This is a genomic window from Aliivibrio sp. EL58, from assembly GCF_900312675.1.
GTDB lineage: Bacteria > Pseudomonadota > Gammaproteobacteria > Enterobacterales > Vibrionaceae > Aliivibrio.
This window is the reverse complement of the sequence record NZ_OMPC01000007.1, coordinates 10,584-27,062: the sequence shown is the minus strand read 5'-3', so window position 1 is coordinate 27,062 and position 16,479 is coordinate 10,584. Positions and strand designations below refer to the sequence as shown.

Sequence of the window (16,479 nt, the reverse complement as noted above, 5' to 3'; positions counted from 1 at the left end):
TTCCTTACTGCTCTGATGGCGAAAGTTGTGGCGCAGAAACGTGATAATCAAAGCCATTTAGATAAAAAGCTAAGTTACTGTATGTTTTATCTAAATCACTGAATAAACGTTGTTTTTCTAGTTCAATACTCAACTCATCACTGGCTGCTGAAATCACATCATTAAATTGTGCGGTATTATTTTCATAACCACGCTCAACGGCTCGAGTTCTGTCTTTTGCTTGGGGCAGTAAAGTATGGTTATAACGAGAAAGACGCTGCTCAAGATTGTTTTTATCAACCAATAGCGAATTTACTTTTGCGTTCATTTGACGAAGTAATACGTCACGTTGTGATTTTGCAGCACCCACTTGATATTGCGCAGCTGCATAGTTTTGGTCTTGACGTTTATCTGTAAATAGCGGGAGATCCATGGTTACATATGCACTCACCAAATCAGACGCAGGTTGTCCACCCATGCCATTCGCTTGACGATAGGCATACATTACTTCTACACCAAATTGAGGTGAATAAGATTCATCGGCAATATCCACTTTGGTTTTGGTTGCGGTTATCGCTAATTCACTCATTTTTATTGTTGGATTCGACTTCAATAAGTCATAAAATTCAGTATCTTGACTTACCTTTGAATTTAATAATTTATTCAATGTCGACCACTCTAGTGCTTTTATATCTTGCGATTTTTGCTCGGCTAAATTAGGCAACCATTCTGTGAGTTGTGCATAAATACGGCCTTGCAACTGACGATTCGTTTGCAACTTTTCATCCAATCGACTCAATTGAAGCTGAGCTTGTAGCAAGTCCTGACTTTCACTTTTACCAATCGAATAATTGGTCTTAATGTAGGTTTCCATCTCTGACAGTAGTTGACGATTCTCATATAAAATAGCTTCTGCTTTTTGTAAGAATCCCAACTCAATCCAAAGTTGAGTAATGGCATTTGCCACTTCTAACTCACGAACTTGAACCTGCATTGCTAATACATCGGCTTGTTGCCCCGTTTGCTTTTGTTGTAAGTCTAAACTTGAGCCTCGACCAAACTTTTGCATTAATCCAACCGATATATTGGTCATAGGGTCTTCATCAAATTTAAAACTGTCCACCGGTAAACCACCAAAACCGACTTTTAGCGTAGGATCGGCAAGCGTTGAACTCGCAATACCTGTAGATCGAAGTGCTTGAGATTGTGCGTATATTTGCTCTCTACTTGCATCAGAAGAGAGTGCTTGTTCGATAAGTTGTGTTAGCTGACTTTCTGCCATCACTTGATTTGAAATCATTAACGAGATCGCAGAGGCTAACCACACTTTAGTAAAGTGTTTACGTGCTGTATTTTTCATGGAAACATTCCAATAACGACATGATCGTAAAGACAGATCAGTGCCATGATTAAACCGGAAAATAAGAAAGCTTATTTAGCGTATTGATTTAATAGATATAATTGGAATTAAACTATTGGAGGTCGATATAAGGAAGAAGATGAAAATGAACGAGGCTGTTCATTGTACAAACCATATTTGATAGCAAAAGCTAATGAGTTAATTTGAGTATTCAAGCCAATTGGTAAAGCATAAACCGATACTGTACATACTGTTTTACAACAGTTATCACCTTTATCAGAACAATGGTCATTACTATTCATCGACATAGATGACATATCACATTCCAAGTCACTACTTTGAGACTCTTTTGGTGAATGGCAATCAGGCATGCTATAACTCATAGGCGACATTTGACTTTGAGGCATTGCCATGTTCATGGTCATTCCTTCCATTTTCACTGGATAGCTGTAAGCAACACTAGATAGCACTAATGCCATCAGCGTAACGCTCACCACTAACCACTTAGAAAAAGAAGAAAACACTATAAATGATCCATATATTCAGAATTAGCCAGATACTAAGGCTTCCACTAGGGGTAAGGTCAATAGTTTTATGTGAAAACCCTCTCATTTATGAAAACATCCAATGCAAAAATCTCAACGAATTAATCTAACTCATATATTTTGTTAAAAGTCCTTGATAGATTACGCAAAAAATTAAGGATGTTATTTTAATGGAAAACTCTCAAAAAATCGCAAGCTTAGAGCTCGGAAGACTTATTGCTATGTTCGCAATTATTGCTTTGCACTCACAAGTATTTATGACGTATCTCCTGATGGATGATATTCCCGTTTTTGGTTATGCTTTTAATCAATTCACTCGTTTTGCTGTCCCTTTCTTTTTCATTTTATCCGGTTATTTTATTCAACCTAAATTAACTGCGGCTCCTTTAAAAACAGTACAGTTTTACTCTGCTCCGTTACTTAAAATTTGGTTAGTATGGAGTTTTTTATGCCTAGTAATGCCTTTTAACTGGAAAAAGGTTGCTGAAAGCGGTTACCTAGCAGAGCGTACAGGATATTGGAGCTGGCTAACTCAGAACCCTCTTAATGCAATTATGGAAGGTGGTATGGTGCACTTATGGTTTATTCCAGCTCTTATTATCGCCGTTGCTATTATTGGTTTATTAGTTCATTTTAATAAAACAAGATGGCTTATTCCTGTTGCTGTTATCTTGTATGTATATGGCCTTGCTGGTGGCAGCTACCAAACATTAACTGAAGTTTGGACTCCATTCTTTACTAGGAATGGCCCTTTCTTTAGTACCTTAATGCTTGTCATTGGCTTTGAATTAAGAAGAAGATCAATCACACTATCATCAACAAAAGCGATTATCTTATTAGTCTTAGGCTTTGTTATTCATTTTAGTGAGGCTTATTGGCTAACAAGTTTTGACGTTCCTTTTAACCTGCATGATTTCTTAATCGGTACCCCATTAATTGGCATCGGCATGTTTTTTCTATTGTTATCAAAGCCGAGCTTAGGTCATCACCCTATCACTTTCACATTAAGCAAGCATGTTCTTGGTATTTATGTATGCCACCTACTTTTTGTGGTTGTGTTCTTAAACATTACCGGAATGATGGGAATAACATTAGCACTAAGAGATTTTGTGATTGTATTTGGAACGGCTGGGGCATCTACTTTGTTTGTTTTAGCGATGAATAGAACGTCGTTACGTCGGTTGTTATTTAGATAAATAAAAAACAGATGCATTCAGCTCCTGCGATGCATCTGCTTTATCTCACAGCTTATTGATTTAAGTTAACTTAATACATCAAATGCTTTCTTCGCCTCATCACTCGCCATTACTCGACCATGACCCAAACCTGTTGTTGGGTATAGTGTGACATGCTTAATATGCTCAGACGCTGATTTTGAAAGATCAAAACTGGTAAAGCGATCCTCTTTATCATGCACAATGATGGTTAGCGCTTCTCTTTGCGTTAATCGTTGATACGGGTTAAAACTATCAATAGAACGCTGGTATTGATCTTCTATATCACCAACAATCGCTTTAAATAATTTAATTGAGTACCCAGAGCGCTCAATGCTACGGAATAAATTCTCGGTATAGTTAAGTACTGGTGCAATTAACAGTAAAGGTGCATTATCCAACTTCACATGATGACATTCCAGTACCGCAGCCGTTCCCATGCTATGTGCGACTACCCCCACCACATCACCACAAGAATCCAATACCGCATTTAAACCTTCAATAAACGCAGGTAAATGGGCATGTTTTCCCTCACTTGCACCATGTGCAGGGTGATCAAAAGCAACAGCGGTAAAACCTTGAGAAGCGATGTGCTCCATTAATGGATAGAATTGACTCGAATTCCCCGACCAGCCATGAGCCAATACCCAAGTAGGACCAGAGCCAAGTTGATAAAGACTAAGTTCACCTTCAGATGAGTTCAACTTACTCTTTATTAACCCTTCTGGCTCAGAGTTTTTTGATTTGGTTCTTACAGGAGTTAATAGTAATTTACGCCCCATCTTCTTCGCGTGACTGGGGATCAATAAGTGATGCAAACGCGTTACTGCATTTAAAGCACTTCGTTTAAAGCTAAACTTGTTCTCTGTACCAAAGTAAATTTCCTGACTCATGAGTACGTCCATTTATAATTTCTATCTGTGCATCTTATCTAAAGTATCCTCTTTGTCGATAGAGCACTTTAAAATTTAACAATTAGATCACAAACTCTATTGTGTAATCTAAAAATACACCTGAAACATAACATGCATAAAAAATACATGTTATTGGTTTTTATTTCAGTTATACTTATTTTGTCCTTACGAATTGAGAAGATCTTATGATGAATATTACAGATAAAGCTGTCGAAGAAAGAATTCCACCTATACTGCGTTTAGGGTTTCGACCGTTTTTTTTATTAGGTAGTATCTATGCCATTATTGCTGTAGCTGTATGGGTTTGGGCATTTCAAACAGGCCAACCTAGTTACCTAAACGTACCTGCTCTTTGGTGGCACGTACATGAAATGCTTTTTGGTTTTTCAATGGCAATTGTCGCTGGTTTTGTTTTAAGTGCCGTTCAGAATTGGACTGGTGTTAAAGGAACTTCCGATAAACGACTCGGTTTGATTGTCTTATTATGGTTGTTACCGCGAGTGTTATTTTGGACTTCAGCACCACTTTGGTTAATTTCAAGTATCGAAGCATTGTTTATGCTTGCTATTGCGTATGAAGTTGGATTCCGTGTAATCAAAACTAAAGGAGTTCGTAACTTCTTCTTCATTCCGCTATTTTTAGTCGCTATTGCCGCGAACTTCGCTAGTTACGCAACAATTAAAGGCATGCCACCATTTACTTCTGCTGCGGTTTGGGAATCCATGCTTTGGTGGTTTACGCTATTAATTTCAGTAATGGGAGCACGAGTAATCCCATTCTTTACTGCACGTCGCTTTCAGTTTGAAAAAGCACAGCCGATGATGTGGTTAGAAGCCTTATGTAATATTCCGCTGGCAATGCTATTTATTCTTAGCTTTTTCCCTATTACCTCTGCCGAAATTAGCCCGTACTTAATGGTGATAGCAGGATCAGCACAACTTATTCGTATGATTAGCTGGAAAGGGTATAAAACACTGAGTGAGCCATTAGTATGGTCTCTTCATGCTGGTTATTTATGTATCCCTTTAAGCCTATTAATTCGTGGTTTTGCTAATAATAGTTTTATTTCGCACACAACAATTCATCTCTTCGCTATTGGTGCATTAGGCGGGGTGATTTTAGCAATGATTGCTCGTGTCACTATGGGTCATACTGGTAGAGAAATCTATAAAGGACCTGTTATGTGGCCTGCTTTCTCGGCTATTATTCTTGCTGCTGTGATTCGCTCTGTCGGCGTGATCTTGTTCCCTGAATACATGATGAATATGATCAATATTGCTGCAGTATTATGGGCATTTGCATTTGGTCTATTTGTTTGGCATTTTGCCCCTATGCTATGTAAAAAACGTGTTGATGGTCACCCAGGTTAATTTACAGCACGAATAAACAAGATCCAACTCACACATTCTTAATATTACTGTCAACATTAACAATAGTTAATGTTGGCACAACCTTTCCTTAATCTTCCCCTCTGTATTCTTCTCTTAGTTTAAAAATAATTACGATTTTTACTTTGAGGAATATAATATGAATGTATTAGGTTACATGCAAAAAGTAGGTAAAGCGCTGATGGTTCCTGTCGCTACGCTTCCTGCTGCCGCGATATTAATGGGTGTTGGTTACTGGATGGATCCAACTGGTTGGGGTGCCAACAGTGTATTCGCTGCGTTTTTAATTAAATCAGGCGGAGCTATCATTGATGTGATGCCGATGCTATTTGCCATTGGTGTAGCGTTTGGTTTGAGTAAAGACAAAAACGGTTCGGCGGCACTAGCAGGTTTCATCTCTTTTACCGTTGTTACTACCCTTCTTTCTCCTGCGGTTGTTGCTCAACTTGAAAACATCCCTTTAGATCAAGTTCCTGCGGCGTTCGCTAAAATTAATAACCAGTTTATTGGTATTATTGTTGGTATTATTTCTGCTGAAATTTACAACAAATACTCTACGGTTGAGCTACCAAAAGCACTTGCTTTCTTTAGTGGTAAGCGTCTTGTTCCTATCTTGACTTCAATTGCAGGTATGGCTTTATCATTCGTACTTCTTTACGTATGGCCTGCTATTTTTGATGCACTCATCTCCTTTGGTACTCAACTTCAATCAATGGGTGCTGTAGGTGCGGGTCTATTTGGTTTCTTTAACCGTTTAATGTTAAGTGTTGGTATGCACCATGCGCTTTACCCTGTGTTCTGGTTTGATGTTGTTGGTATTAACGATATTCCAAATTTCTTAGGTGGCGCACAGTCTATTGCTAACGGTACTGGTATTCCTGGTCAAACAGGCATGTACCAAGCTGGCTTCTTCCCTATCATGATGTTTGGTCTTCCAGGTGCTGCACTGGCTATGTACCACTGTGCAGAAAAACGCAATAAAGCCGCGGTATTCTCTATCATGCTTGCTGCTGCAATGGCGTCATTCTTTACTGGTATCACTGAACCGCTAGAATTCAGCTTCATGTTCCTTGCTCCGTGGTTATACCTGATCCATGCAATCTTAACGGGTCTATCTCTATTCATCGCTGCAAGCATGGAATGGATGGCTGGTTTTGGTTTCTCTGCTGGTTTAGTCGATTTTGTACTTTCAAGCCAAAACCCACTAGCGGTTAAATGGTACATGTTGATCCCACAAGGTCTTGTATTCTTTGTTCTTTACTACACCATCTTTAGATTCGCGATTAAGAAGTTTAACTTCCTAACTCCAGGTCGTGGTGAAGACATGAATAAAGATGACTCTGTAGAAGAGAACATTACAGATGTAACAAATGCCTACATTGAAGCAATTGGTGGAGCAGACAACATTCTAGAAGTAGATAACTGTATTACTCGCCTACGTTTAACAGTAAAAGACTCTGGACTTGCTGATAAAGATAAGCTGAAATCAATTGGTGCAGCAGGTGTTGTTCCAATGGGTAAAGGTGGCTTACAAGTAATCATTGGCCTAGGAAAAGTCGATAAAGTTGCTGCTGAAATGAAAGTGATTTTAAAAGCAGAATAGCAATCTAATTAAATACGAACCATATTTAGTTAAATTGGTATCAGCCCCATAATATTCGTACCAGATGTTATGGAGTACAACTCAAGAGCCTTAATTCTTCCCCCTTTAAGGCTCTTTATGATGTATTCCTATTTTCGTTATTTTCAAAACTAGTTATCTAATCACTCTCTTTTTCTTGCTACAATGTATGAACTAAATATAGAGAATTCTTATGAAAATATTGGTTATAGAAGACGATCAAACCACCCGTAACTTTATTGCTAAAGCATTAGAACAAGAAGGCTTTATTGTCGATAGTTCTGGCGATGGTAAAGAAGGCTTAATGATGGCAATTAGCTGTGAATATCAGTTAATTGTGCTAGATCGCATGCTTCCTAACCTTGATGGCTTAAAGATTTTATCTGCAATTAGAGCGACGGATAACAATACACCCGTTCTTATTCTTAGCGCACTAGATAGCGTAGACCAACGTGTTGAAGGCTTAACCGCGGGCAGTGATGATTATCTAACTAAACCTTTTGCTTTGGCAGAGTTGCTAGCACGCATTAATATTATCTTGCGCCGTAACCGTCCAATAGAAAATACGCTAAACGAAATACAGATCAATAATCTAACCATTAACCTTCGCTCTCAAAAAGTAACAATAAACAACGTCCCTATCGCATTACAGAATAAAGAGTTTATTTTATTACGTTTTCTTATAGAGCATGTCGATGAAGTCGTTTCTCGCATGCGATTGTTTGAAGCTGCTTGGGATTATCATTTTGATCCTAAAACCAACGTCATTGATGTTCATATCGCTAAATTGCGTAAAAAACTAGAACACGGTGGCGCAGTAAACCTGATCGAAACGGTACGTGGAGCGGGTTATGTTATTAGACAAGCGTGATGAACTGTATCGCTCATCCATCTTAAAACTATTAATCTGGTTTGCTGTTGGCTTATTCTTGATGATGGCTCTTCTTCTTTATCAACTGTATTCCACGTCTCTGCATTTATATAACCAAAACCTTGATGATTGGCTACAGGGCGAAACCTCACAACTTCAATCCATAGCAAATAGCGAAGGTATTAAGGGCGTTCAGCAAAGCATTGATAATAGTAAAGATAATAATCGCTACATTTATCAAATTGTAAACCATGCCTTCCCAATACCAACAGATACATCGTCAACCTCTTACCCTGTTATTGCACAGATCAGACAATATCAAGCCAATAATGATTTACCCAACATGAGAGCAACAAGAATAGAACTTCCTGATGGCTCTCTACTAACGGTAGGTATTGATCAAGAACGCTATTTAAGTTTTAAAAAACAACTAGATAATTCTGTTATTTGGGGCACGTTTTTCCCCTTTATCGCTTTGTGCTTAATCGCAATCCTAATTGCCGTATATATCCTTAAACGCTTAAATCTTGTCAATCAGACCATGAACCGAGTGATGCTAGGTGAGCGTAATGTTCGCTTAAAAGTCGGCCCTGATATGAATGAATTTGATTTACTGGCTTTGCATTTGAATAATATGCTAGAGCAAATGGAACAGAGTGAATCTAAACTTAAATCATTAACCGTAGATATTGCTCATGATTTAAGAACCCCAATGGGACGCATTAAACTACGTATTGAAGATCTTTTGTATGATAATACTGTAAGCGATTATCATCAGGATAAATTAGAAAACATACAATCCGATTTCTCCCTTCTGCTTGATACCTTCAATGGCATGATGGAGTTATATCACTTAGAAAATGGCGGAACTCCCGTTAATAAACAACAGTGTGAGCTCAGTAAAATAGTGCAAGACGCCATTGAATTTGCAGAGCCTACCGCATTAGATAAACAACAAAAGTTATATTTGACTATAGAGATGCCCTGCCCACTCTACGCTAACCCAAGTCTGCTTTTTCGTGCTGTATTTAATATCATCGATAATGCGATTAAATATACTCATAATGGTGGTGTGATTGAAGTGATTGTCGATTGCTTTGGTGTCGTTGTTGCTGATAATGGTATGGGGATAAAACCAGAAGATAGAGAGCGAGCATTAGATCAATTAGTACGTTTAGATCCTAGCCGAACAGAGCATGGCTTTGGTTTAGGCCTTGCTCTGGTTAAAACAGTAATGAAGATACACACTGGAAAGATCAGCCTAAGTGACAACTACCCAGGCCTACGAGCCCGTTTGTTATTTGATGACACAGTGAGAGTACTCAATAAATGATTAACGCAGTACATTCCAAGCTTCACACATCACTCTAAACTTATCGGCATTACCTGTCGCTCTGTCTGGATGATGTTTCATTGCCAATTTTCGCCATTGCTTTCGAATGTCTTTTGCAGTGGTGCTTTCTGACAAACCAAACAGTTTTAACGCTTGGATCCGATCCATTGAGGAAATAGCGCTAGATCCACCTAAATAACGACGGTAATTACTCCAAAATTCGTTCAATAAACGCTTAACTTCATCTTCTTCTACTTGGTAATTTGTCCACTCTAAATAATATTCTCTAAGTGGATGCGTGGTATTAATAGCCTGTGTTGAGCCTTCTGTTTCTGCCACCGAGAACAACTGTATGCTCATGGCTTCTACTTGCAACCATTGCTCTGGATACAACTCAGTTTGCAGTTGATAGAGTGCATTCATGATCAAAAAATTACGCTTAAACAGATCTTTATCTGGGCTTTCATCAAGCTGTGCTAATAAGCCTTTTTCGATCAAATGCGAAGATAGCGTATGAACTTTCCACTCTTGATTTGTTTCTTGTAGTACCTCAAACAACGGCCATACCAATGGATTTTCAAACTGGCCGTCTGTTTTATCTAAATGCTTATCCATTACTTCTTATGCCTCATTTGTTCAATTAACATAATAATCATAAAAAATGGCAGCCATTTCTGACTGCCATTTATTTACAAACCTAACTCACTATTCAGCAATCTCTGCTTCTTCTAGTGTTTGTTGAGTTCGGCTTGCTGCTGTATCTTGTCCAAAACCCTTTAGACCCACCACATGAACGTGTTCACGATCTTTAAAGATCTTACGAACCAGTTTATACGTCGTACCTTTCTCTGGGCTGATGTTCTCTGGTGCCGCGATTAATAATTGCATATCCAAACGGTCACACAATTCAAATAACGTCGCGATAGATTTACCATCCAGACGTGCCGCTTCATCCAAGAACAGTAGACGACAAGGCATGATGTCTTTGCTACGAAGGCGACGAGACTCATCTTCCCAGCTTTGAATAACCATTAGTAGGATCGCTTGACCCGTACCAATTGCCTCACCTGTTGATAATGCGCCCGACTCTGCTTGTAACCAACCATCAGATCCACGGTTTACTTCAATGTTTAGCTCTAAGTAGTTACGGTAATCCAGTAACTCTTCACCTAATGTTTGTGGTGAACGTTGACCTACATCGATATGTGGGTTGATACGTTGGAACAGTTTCGCAATTGCTTCTGAGAACGTAAAGCGAGGATTACCAAACAAGTCTTGGTGCTGCGCTTGATGCTCAGACAGACCAGCTAATAATGTCGCGTGCGTTTCTCGGATACCTACGTTTAGACGAACACCCGTAACTTGACCAAAACCAATTTGAGATAGACCTTGGTTTAGCATACGAATACGGTTTTGCTCACGTTGAATGGTTTTACGAATAATGTTCGCAACACTTTCAGAGCTTAATGCTAAGCGGTTTTCACGAGAGGTTAACTCTTCAGTCAAACGACCAAGCTCTGTTTCCATCTCTTCAATTGCTTCAACTGGATCATCAGTATGAATAATATCCTGACGAATACGCTCACGAAGATGCTGATAAACCGCAATGTAGAATAGAACCTTACGCTCTGGCTTACTTGTATCTTCAGAGGCGCGTAATGAATCACGTAGGTCTTCATTATCTGCAACTGCTAAACGAAGCGCACCTAATGATTTATCCGACATTGAACGCAATTCTTCTGCACTTAAGTAGGCTAATTCACGTTTATGTAGACGACGTTCAACATCATTTTCACGAGCTAAACGTAAAACTGAACACCAACCTGCTTTTGCGTTAACCACAAAAGTACGTAGCTCTTTGTACAGTTTTTCAACTTTACGAGATTGCTTAACTAAACCTTTAATCTCAAGCTCGTTTGATGTGATGCCTTTTTCTAGCTCACTCTTACGGCCACGAGAACTGTGTAGACGCTCGTTCAATTCACCTTTACGAACTTCAGCTCGTTCTAGTGCGCTTTGGTCAGCATGAACACCAAACTCTTGCAGTTCACGCTTAAACTCTTGAACCGTTTCTTGTTTTGCTTGATGTGAACTCTTAAGCGACGCCATAACTTGGTTGTATTGGTTTGCTTGAGCTTGTGATTGCTTTTGTTGCTCTTTCGCTTTAGTACGCGCTTGTTCTGCTTGTACTAATTTCGCTTTAAGTTGTTCGTTTAGTTCACTGCTCTTATTAAGTAAGGCAACTGCATCTTCATAACCGAAGTGATGGCGACGCTCTACTAAATCAGAAATAGCAAACAGTTGAGCTTTAATGCTTTGTAGCTGTGCATCAATTTGTTCATGTTCAGCTTTTAATGCATCAAACTGCTCAGGATCCACTTCTAGAGCACGTTGCAAGCTTTCTAACTCAGTAATCGCTTTACCATTTTGACGTAGGAAACTTTCTGCTTCTGATACTTGCTCAACTTGAACACTGATCTCTTCAAAACGCTCTGTGATGGTTTCATCTTCAAGCACATTGATATGCGGTGCAATTTTAGCTAATTGAGACAGGGCCTCTTTTGACGCTAAAATTTGAGATTTATGTTGCTGCTCAGTCGCGACCAATTCATTTAATTGACGATTCGCTTGTGATAATTGCTCACGTGCTTTCTTCAATTCAACTTCTGGATCGGCATCGAACGCGACTGCTAGGTGTGTTGATACGAAACCATTAAAGCTTTGGTATAGGCGTTGAAGTTTTTGTGAATCAAATGCCGCTTTTGCATGCTCTTCAACCGCAATTTCACGTTCTTCACGTAATGTATCTAAACGTTGCTCACGAGCAGCACGACCAAACAATGGTAACTCAGGGAAACGAGAGTAACGCATTTGGCGATCATTTAGATGAACACAAACCGCATTCTCCATTTCATCGGCATCAAATACGCTATCATCAAACGCGTCAATATCACCTTCAATGATGTAAAGATCATCAGGGCAATCATCAAGATCAACCAATTTATCTTTAATACCAGACAAGTCAGAAACAACGATAGCATGTCGAGCTGGACCGTAAAGCGAGCTGAAATACGGTGCATCACTTAACGTAATATCATCGTAAATTTCAGAAAGCAGTACGCCACCTAATGTATCCGCAAGACCTTTAAGGCGAGCATCACCACTACCACCAGGAGCCGCTAAACGTTCAATCTCACCATCTAACTCTTCTTTACGAGCAGCAAGACGATCTTTATTAGTTGAAAGTACACGTTCGTTTTCTAGCGTTTCTTGCATCTTGCTGATAACCATATGGCTATCTTCTAACTCAATACCACATTGGTCATTAAGTTTGTTTAATGCATCGTTTGCTGCAATCCATTTTGGTGCGATCGATTCTAAACGCTGAGTTTCAGAACGAAGTTGCTGTTCTTGACGTTTTAGCTCTGAGCGCTTATCAATGATATTTTCTTGTTGTTCTTGAACGGTTTCAAGCATCTCTTCATGACGAGCTTGTTCTTCTTCAAGTACAATTTCAGAATCCACAGTGATATTAAAACGTTTTGCATATTCAGCCGCTAATTCTTGAGCTTGACGCTGTAAACGCACGGCACGTTCTAAATCTTTGTATTGCGCTTTAAGCTGCTCTGCACGCTCTGCAATATTGCTGAACTGACGAGCTTGCTCAATTAAGGCCTTCGCTTTATCTGACGCTTCGCTGCGCTCAACATGACCTGCAATTGAGGTAACTAATGCCAAGCCACGCTCAAATTGTTGAACTGCTGCAGAAGAAAGATCCAACTTATGTTTAATCGCAAGAAGTGCGGTTGTTTGACGCTCTTCTTTTGCTTTTAATTCAGATTGAAGATCTACCGCATTGTTTTGCGTTAGTTCATCATTTGCTGTTAGCTGTTGTGCTTTTTCAAGAGCTTTAACCGCTTGTTGATATTGAAGCGCACGAGTTTGCTGCATATCCAACGCTTGTTGGTAGTCAGCAAGTTGTGTTTTAAGGCTATCAACTTCTTCTTCAGTTAATTGTGCTTGCTCTTCTGACATCGCAAGTTGTTCAGCGGCTTCTTCCACCACCATAACTTGCTCTTCTAGACGCTCTGTTAGCTCTTCTAGATCTTCAGAGTAGCGTTCAATCTTCTCTTGTTGACGAACGGCTGTCTGCACTAATTGAAGATGATCTGAGGCTGCTTGATAATCTTGCTCAAGACCTGATTCAGAATCAGTCAGCAGCTCTAGTTCACTCTGCATATTGTTCAGTACAGAAGATAAACCGACTAAGCTATTTTGTGCATTCATTAACTCAACGCGGTGCGTTAATGTTTGCTCAAGTTTTTTACGGCGATCATTCGCATGACGCATGTAATCTGAAGCAACATAGTTAGTTGACTCAGTAATTAAATGTTTGAATAAGTCACGATCAGACTGAGTGGTTTTGATCGCTTCTAATGTCATACGGTTTTCACGCAGTGCCGCTTCCATATCTTGGAAGGCTTTCTTAACACCACCATTTTGTGGCAATAAGTAATCACGTAAAGAACGCGTAATTGCACTTGAAATACCACCGTATAAAGATGCTTCAATTAAACGATAGAATTTAGAACGGTCACTTGTATTACGAAGTTTCTTAGGCAGAACACCGTAATCAAACATTTGCGCATGATAATCAGTAACTGAGTTAAACGCTTTGAACTGAACACCTTCGTATTCTGCCGTAATGTCTTTTACTTCATTAATTTGACGAACACGAGCTTGATTATCAGACACCGCCTCGATCATTAAATCGGTTGGTTTCACATGACTTGGAAGACCAACAATAATGAAAGGTTTAATATCTACTTTCTTATCACGGCCAGCAACTTGCTGTAATTTAACCGCAAACAGAACACGTTGATTACGTGAGTTTACAACGTCTAGTGCAGCATAACATGCACCCGGCTTTAATTTACCGTGTAGACCTTTATCACGAGACGCTTGTGAGCTACCCGCTTCAGTTGTGTTACGGAAATGCAGTAATGATTGGTCTGGAATTAGTGTTGTAATAAACGCGGCCATCGTGGTCGATTTACCCGCACCGTTACCACCAGAAAGTGTCGTTACTAGATTATCAATATCAAAGGTACGAGCAAAAAAGCCGTTCCAGTTAACCATGGTGAGTGATTGATATTTACCACGTTCAATCATGCTCATGCATCACCTTCCAATTCTAATTCATGCTGCTCTTCAGCTGGCGTATCATCTAACTTTGCAGTTTCATCAAGATCAAAACTTGATTGGCTCGATTCTTCTTGATGAACCACAACCGCTTCACCATCACGGATCAAGCGTAATTGCGCTTCTTTCATATCATCATTAGAGCGAACATCAGCACCAAAACGGAATACCGCTTCACTGATACGGAATTTACCCTGCTCACCTACTTGAATGATCATACCTAGACGCTTTAAACGACGTAATGAAGTACGAACTTTATCAAACAGCTTTTCTTTATCTAAGTCAGAACCTGATGCACGGTTAGTCACTAACTTCATTAGCTTTTGTTCATCAGCTAACACTAATAGCTCATCAAACAGCTCTTGGTTCGTAAAGATACCTTCGTGAGCCAAACGCTCTGGGCTTAGGTATAAGAAACACAATACTTTACCAACTAGCATGTCTATCTCAGCCAATACACTGCGTGCAATGAAAGAGGTAGAGCGTGGACGTAAGTAAAAGAAACCTTCTGGCGCTTTTACTAATTCAGCATGATAACGCTGATAAAACATACCAAGCTCATGTTCAAACTCACACAATAAACCGTGGTTATCTAAATCTTCGCTGGCAATATGGCGGCCAGAACGCAATAAACTGTCTAATGCTGGGAATAATGGATTAGCAATTGCTTTTGCTAACTTCTCAGGCATAAATTCTTCAATATTTGTCAATGACATTTGCTTGTACCTTCGCACCGAATTCGTTAATAGATTGCCAATCAGGTTGAACGGCTTGGAAATCGGCTTCTGAATAACCGAGACGCACGGCTTGATCTACCACGATACGGGCAAGATCAAAGTGCTGAGAATGAGGATAAGTCGTTAGGTAGTTTTTAAGCATTGTACCTAATTCAATCGCTTCACCCGTCGCTTTATGACGTTGAAGCATTTCACTCACTTGTTCTGCTAAGATATCTGTGATTACACTTAACTCTTCATATTCCATTTCATCAGGAACAATACCTGTGACTTCGTCATCACGTAGAATTAAGGCTTCATCACGCATATCTCGTAATCGTTCTGTATCGGCATACGTTAACAGCCAAGGCGCATCAAAATAGCCTTTAACTGAATCACGCAGACGTTGACTGAACGCACGGTTTTTATCCATATCAATCGCGGTACGGATAAACTTATGTACGTGTCTGTCGTAGCCAATCCACAAATCAATCGCTTGTTGTCCCCAACTTACAATGCGGTCAAGTTTCATTTGCAATGAATACAACAAGGCATCAATAAACTCTAACTCTTCATTACCATAAACAATTTCTTGAATATTCAGTAATTCTGTTTGAAGTTGATCGCCTGCTGCTTGCAATGAATCTTGCAGTTCACGTAAGTTGCCAGAGGTTTCATCAAGCAGCTTTTCACAGCTAGAAATCGCTTCACGCCAATTTTGGTTTAGCAGCTCTGCAATTTCTTCTTTAACTGATTGTTGTTGCTCATCCATTACACGTTGGTTTAGATCGATACGATCAAAGATCTCACCAACTGAGTATTTCAGAACTCCGAATACGTTTTTACGCCAGTGCTTAGCTTCACCACCTTTTTCAGCGGCTTGCGATGCTTTCTGGATCTCTTCTGCAACCATCGTCAACTGAATAGAAAGCTTCAATTTAGAGAATTGACGGTGGCGCACGTAATAATCGGTAATGCCTATCGCTAGTGGTGTTAAACGATAGATGTTCATTCCATCGGTACTTTCACCACTAAAACGGCTAATTAAACGTTGTTTTACTAATTCATTGATTGCATTGTTCGCACGAAAAGCAATGGTGTCATTGGATTGACCAAATAAACCACTGATGATACCAAACGCGTCGTGAAGCTCACCTTCACCCAGCTCATCATCAAATCTTTCATTACTGAGAACAGCAATGGCCAACAAAAATGCCAGACGTTCAGTCGGCAAGTTCAATGAGAAATCGTGCTGTTTTACCCAGCCAACCAGTTCATCAACCGTTTGGTCTGTAACAGCATTAGAAAACTCACTCATTGTGTATCCTTTGTGTAC

General features: G+C 39.6%; 12 protein-coding genes. 5 read left to right on the top strand and 7 right to left on the bottom strand.

Annotated features, from left to right (window positions below; all coding sequences use genetic code 11):
• Positions 1-4: 4 nt before the first annotated feature.
• Both ED622_RS08730 and ED622_RS08725 read right to left on the bottom strand, forming a co-directional pair.
• On the bottom strand, positions 5-1,339 hold the full coding sequence (locus tag ED622_RS08730) for a TolC family protein (RefSeq protein ID WP_122033510.1): 1,335 nt from the start codon (positions 1,337-1,339) through the stop codon (positions 5-7).
• A 107-nt stretch (positions 1,340-1,446) separates the two neighbouring features.
• Positions 1,447-1,863, bottom strand: a complete 417-nt coding sequence (locus tag ED622_RS08725; protein WP_122033509.1) for a hypothetical protein — start codon at positions 1,861-1,863, stop codon at positions 1,447-1,449.
• Positions 1,864-2,054: 191 nt separating this feature from the next.
• Here ED622_RS08725 and ED622_RS08720 point away from each other — a divergent pair, with 191 nt between their 5' ends.
• Positions 2,055-3,080 carry an acyltransferase gene (locus ED622_RS08720; protein WP_122033508.1) on the top strand — a complete coding sequence of 342 codons (1,026 nt, stop codon included), beginning with the start codon at positions 2,055-2,057 and terminating at the stop codon, positions 3,078-3,080.
• A 65-nt stretch (positions 3,081-3,145) separates the two neighbouring features.
• Here ED622_RS08720 and ED622_RS08715 read toward each other — a convergent pair whose 3' ends face one another.
• The gene (locus ED622_RS08715) at positions 3,146-3,991 is read right to left on the bottom strand and encodes an alpha/beta fold hydrolase (RefSeq protein ID WP_122033507.1); all 846 of its coding nucleotides are present in this window, start codon (positions 3,989-3,991) and stop codon (positions 3,146-3,148) included.
• A gap of 206 nt (positions 3,992-4,197) precedes the next feature.
• On the opposite strand from ED622_RS08715, the gene ED622_RS08710 reads away from it, so the two are divergent.
• The 4 genes from ED622_RS08710 to ED622_RS08695 all read left to right on the top strand — a co-directional run bounded on the left by ED622_RS08710 (position 4,198) and on the right by ED622_RS08695 (position 9,225).
• Entirely contained in the window at positions 4,198-5,382 is a 1,185-nt protein-coding gene (locus tag ED622_RS08710; RefSeq protein ID WP_122033506.1) for an NnrS family protein, read from the top strand.
• Positions 5,383-5,539: 157 nt separating this feature from the next.
• Positions 5,540-7,003, top strand: a complete 1,464-nt coding sequence (nagE, locus tag ED622_RS08705) for an N-acetylglucosamine-specific PTS transporter subunit IIBC (RefSeq protein WP_045104014.1) — start codon at positions 5,540-5,542, stop codon at positions 7,001-7,003.
• Between the two features lie 211 nt (positions 7,004-7,214).
• Positions 7,215-7,892 carry a response regulator transcription factor gene (locus ED622_RS08700; protein WP_122033505.1) on the top strand — a complete coding sequence of 226 codons (678 nt, stop codon included), beginning with the start codon at positions 7,215-7,217 and terminating at the stop codon, positions 7,890-7,892.
• Complete coding sequence (locus ED622_RS08695; protein WP_122033504.1) at positions 7,873-9,225, top strand: HAMP domain-containing sensor histidine kinase; 1,353 nt, start codon at positions 7,873-7,875, stop codon at positions 9,223-9,225. Before ED622_RS08700 ends, ED622_RS08695 begins: the two co-directional genes overlap by 20 nt.
• On the opposite strand, the gene ED622_RS08690 is transcribed toward ED622_RS08695, so the two are convergent.
• From ED622_RS08690 to mukF, 4 genes are all read right to left on the bottom strand, one after another.
• Positions 9,226-9,840, bottom strand: coding sequence for a DNA-J related domain-containing protein (locus ED622_RS08690; RefSeq protein WP_122033503.1), 615 nt, complete (start codon positions 9,838-9,840; stop codon positions 9,226-9,228). It lies immediately after the preceding gene.
• A 90-nt stretch (positions 9,841-9,930) separates the two neighbouring features.
• On the bottom strand, positions 9,931-14,403 hold the full coding sequence (mukB, locus tag ED622_RS08685; protein WP_162922488.1) for a chromosome partition protein MukB: 4,473 nt from the start codon (positions 14,401-14,403) through the stop codon (positions 9,931-9,933).
• On the bottom strand, positions 14,400-15,143 hold the full coding sequence (gene mukE, locus ED622_RS08680; protein WP_060993849.1) for a chromosome partition protein MukE: 744 nt from the start codon (positions 15,141-15,143) through the stop codon (positions 14,400-14,402). Before mukE ends, mukB begins: the two co-directional genes overlap by 4 nt.
• Positions 15,124-16,461, bottom strand: a complete 1,338-nt coding sequence (mukF, locus tag ED622_RS08675) for a chromosome partition protein MukF (protein ID WP_060993850.1) — start codon at positions 16,459-16,461, stop codon at positions 15,124-15,126. Before mukF ends, mukE begins: the two co-directional genes overlap by 20 nt.
• Positions 16,462-16,479: the final 18 nt, after the last annotated feature.

Coding starts and splice junctions, on each gene's coding strand:
- ED622_RS08730 (WP_122033510.1), bottom strand. CDS start 1,339: ATGAAAAATACAGCACGTAAACACTTTACTAAAGTGTGGTTAGCCTCT.
- ED622_RS08720 (WP_122033508.1), top strand. CDS start 2,055: ATGGAAAACTCTCAAAAAATCGCAAGCTTAGAGCTCGGAAGACTTATT.
- ED622_RS08715 (WP_122033507.1), bottom strand. CDS start 3,991: ATGAGTCAGGAAATTTACTTTGGTACAGAGAACAAGTTTAGCTTTAAA.
- ED622_RS08710 (WP_122033506.1), top strand. CDS start 4,198: ATGATGAATATTACAGATAAAGCTGTCGAAGAAAGAATTCCACCTATA.
- nagE (WP_045104014.1), top strand. CDS start 5,540: ATGAATGTATTAGGTTACATGCAAAAAGTAGGTAAAGCGCTGATGGTT.
- ED622_RS08700 (WP_122033505.1), top strand. CDS start 7,215: ATGAAAATATTGGTTATAGAAGACGATCAAACCACCCGTAACTTTATT.
- ED622_RS08695 (WP_122033504.1), top strand. CDS start 7,873: ATGTTATTAGACAAGCGTGATGAACTGTATCGCTCATCCATCTTAAAA.
- ED622_RS08690 (WP_122033503.1), bottom strand. CDS start 9,840: ATGGATAAGCATTTAGATAAAACAGACGGCCAGTTTGAAAATCCATTG.
- mukB (WP_162922488.1), bottom strand. CDS start 14,403: ATGAGCATGATTGAACGTGGTAAATATCAATCACTCACCATGGTTAAC.
- mukE (WP_060993849.1), bottom strand. CDS start 15,143: ATGTCATTGACAAATATTGAAGAATTTATGCCTGAGAAGTTAGCAAAA.
- mukF (WP_060993850.1), bottom strand. CDS start 16,461: ATGAGTGAGTTTTCTAATGCTGTTACAGACCAAACGGTTGATGAACTG.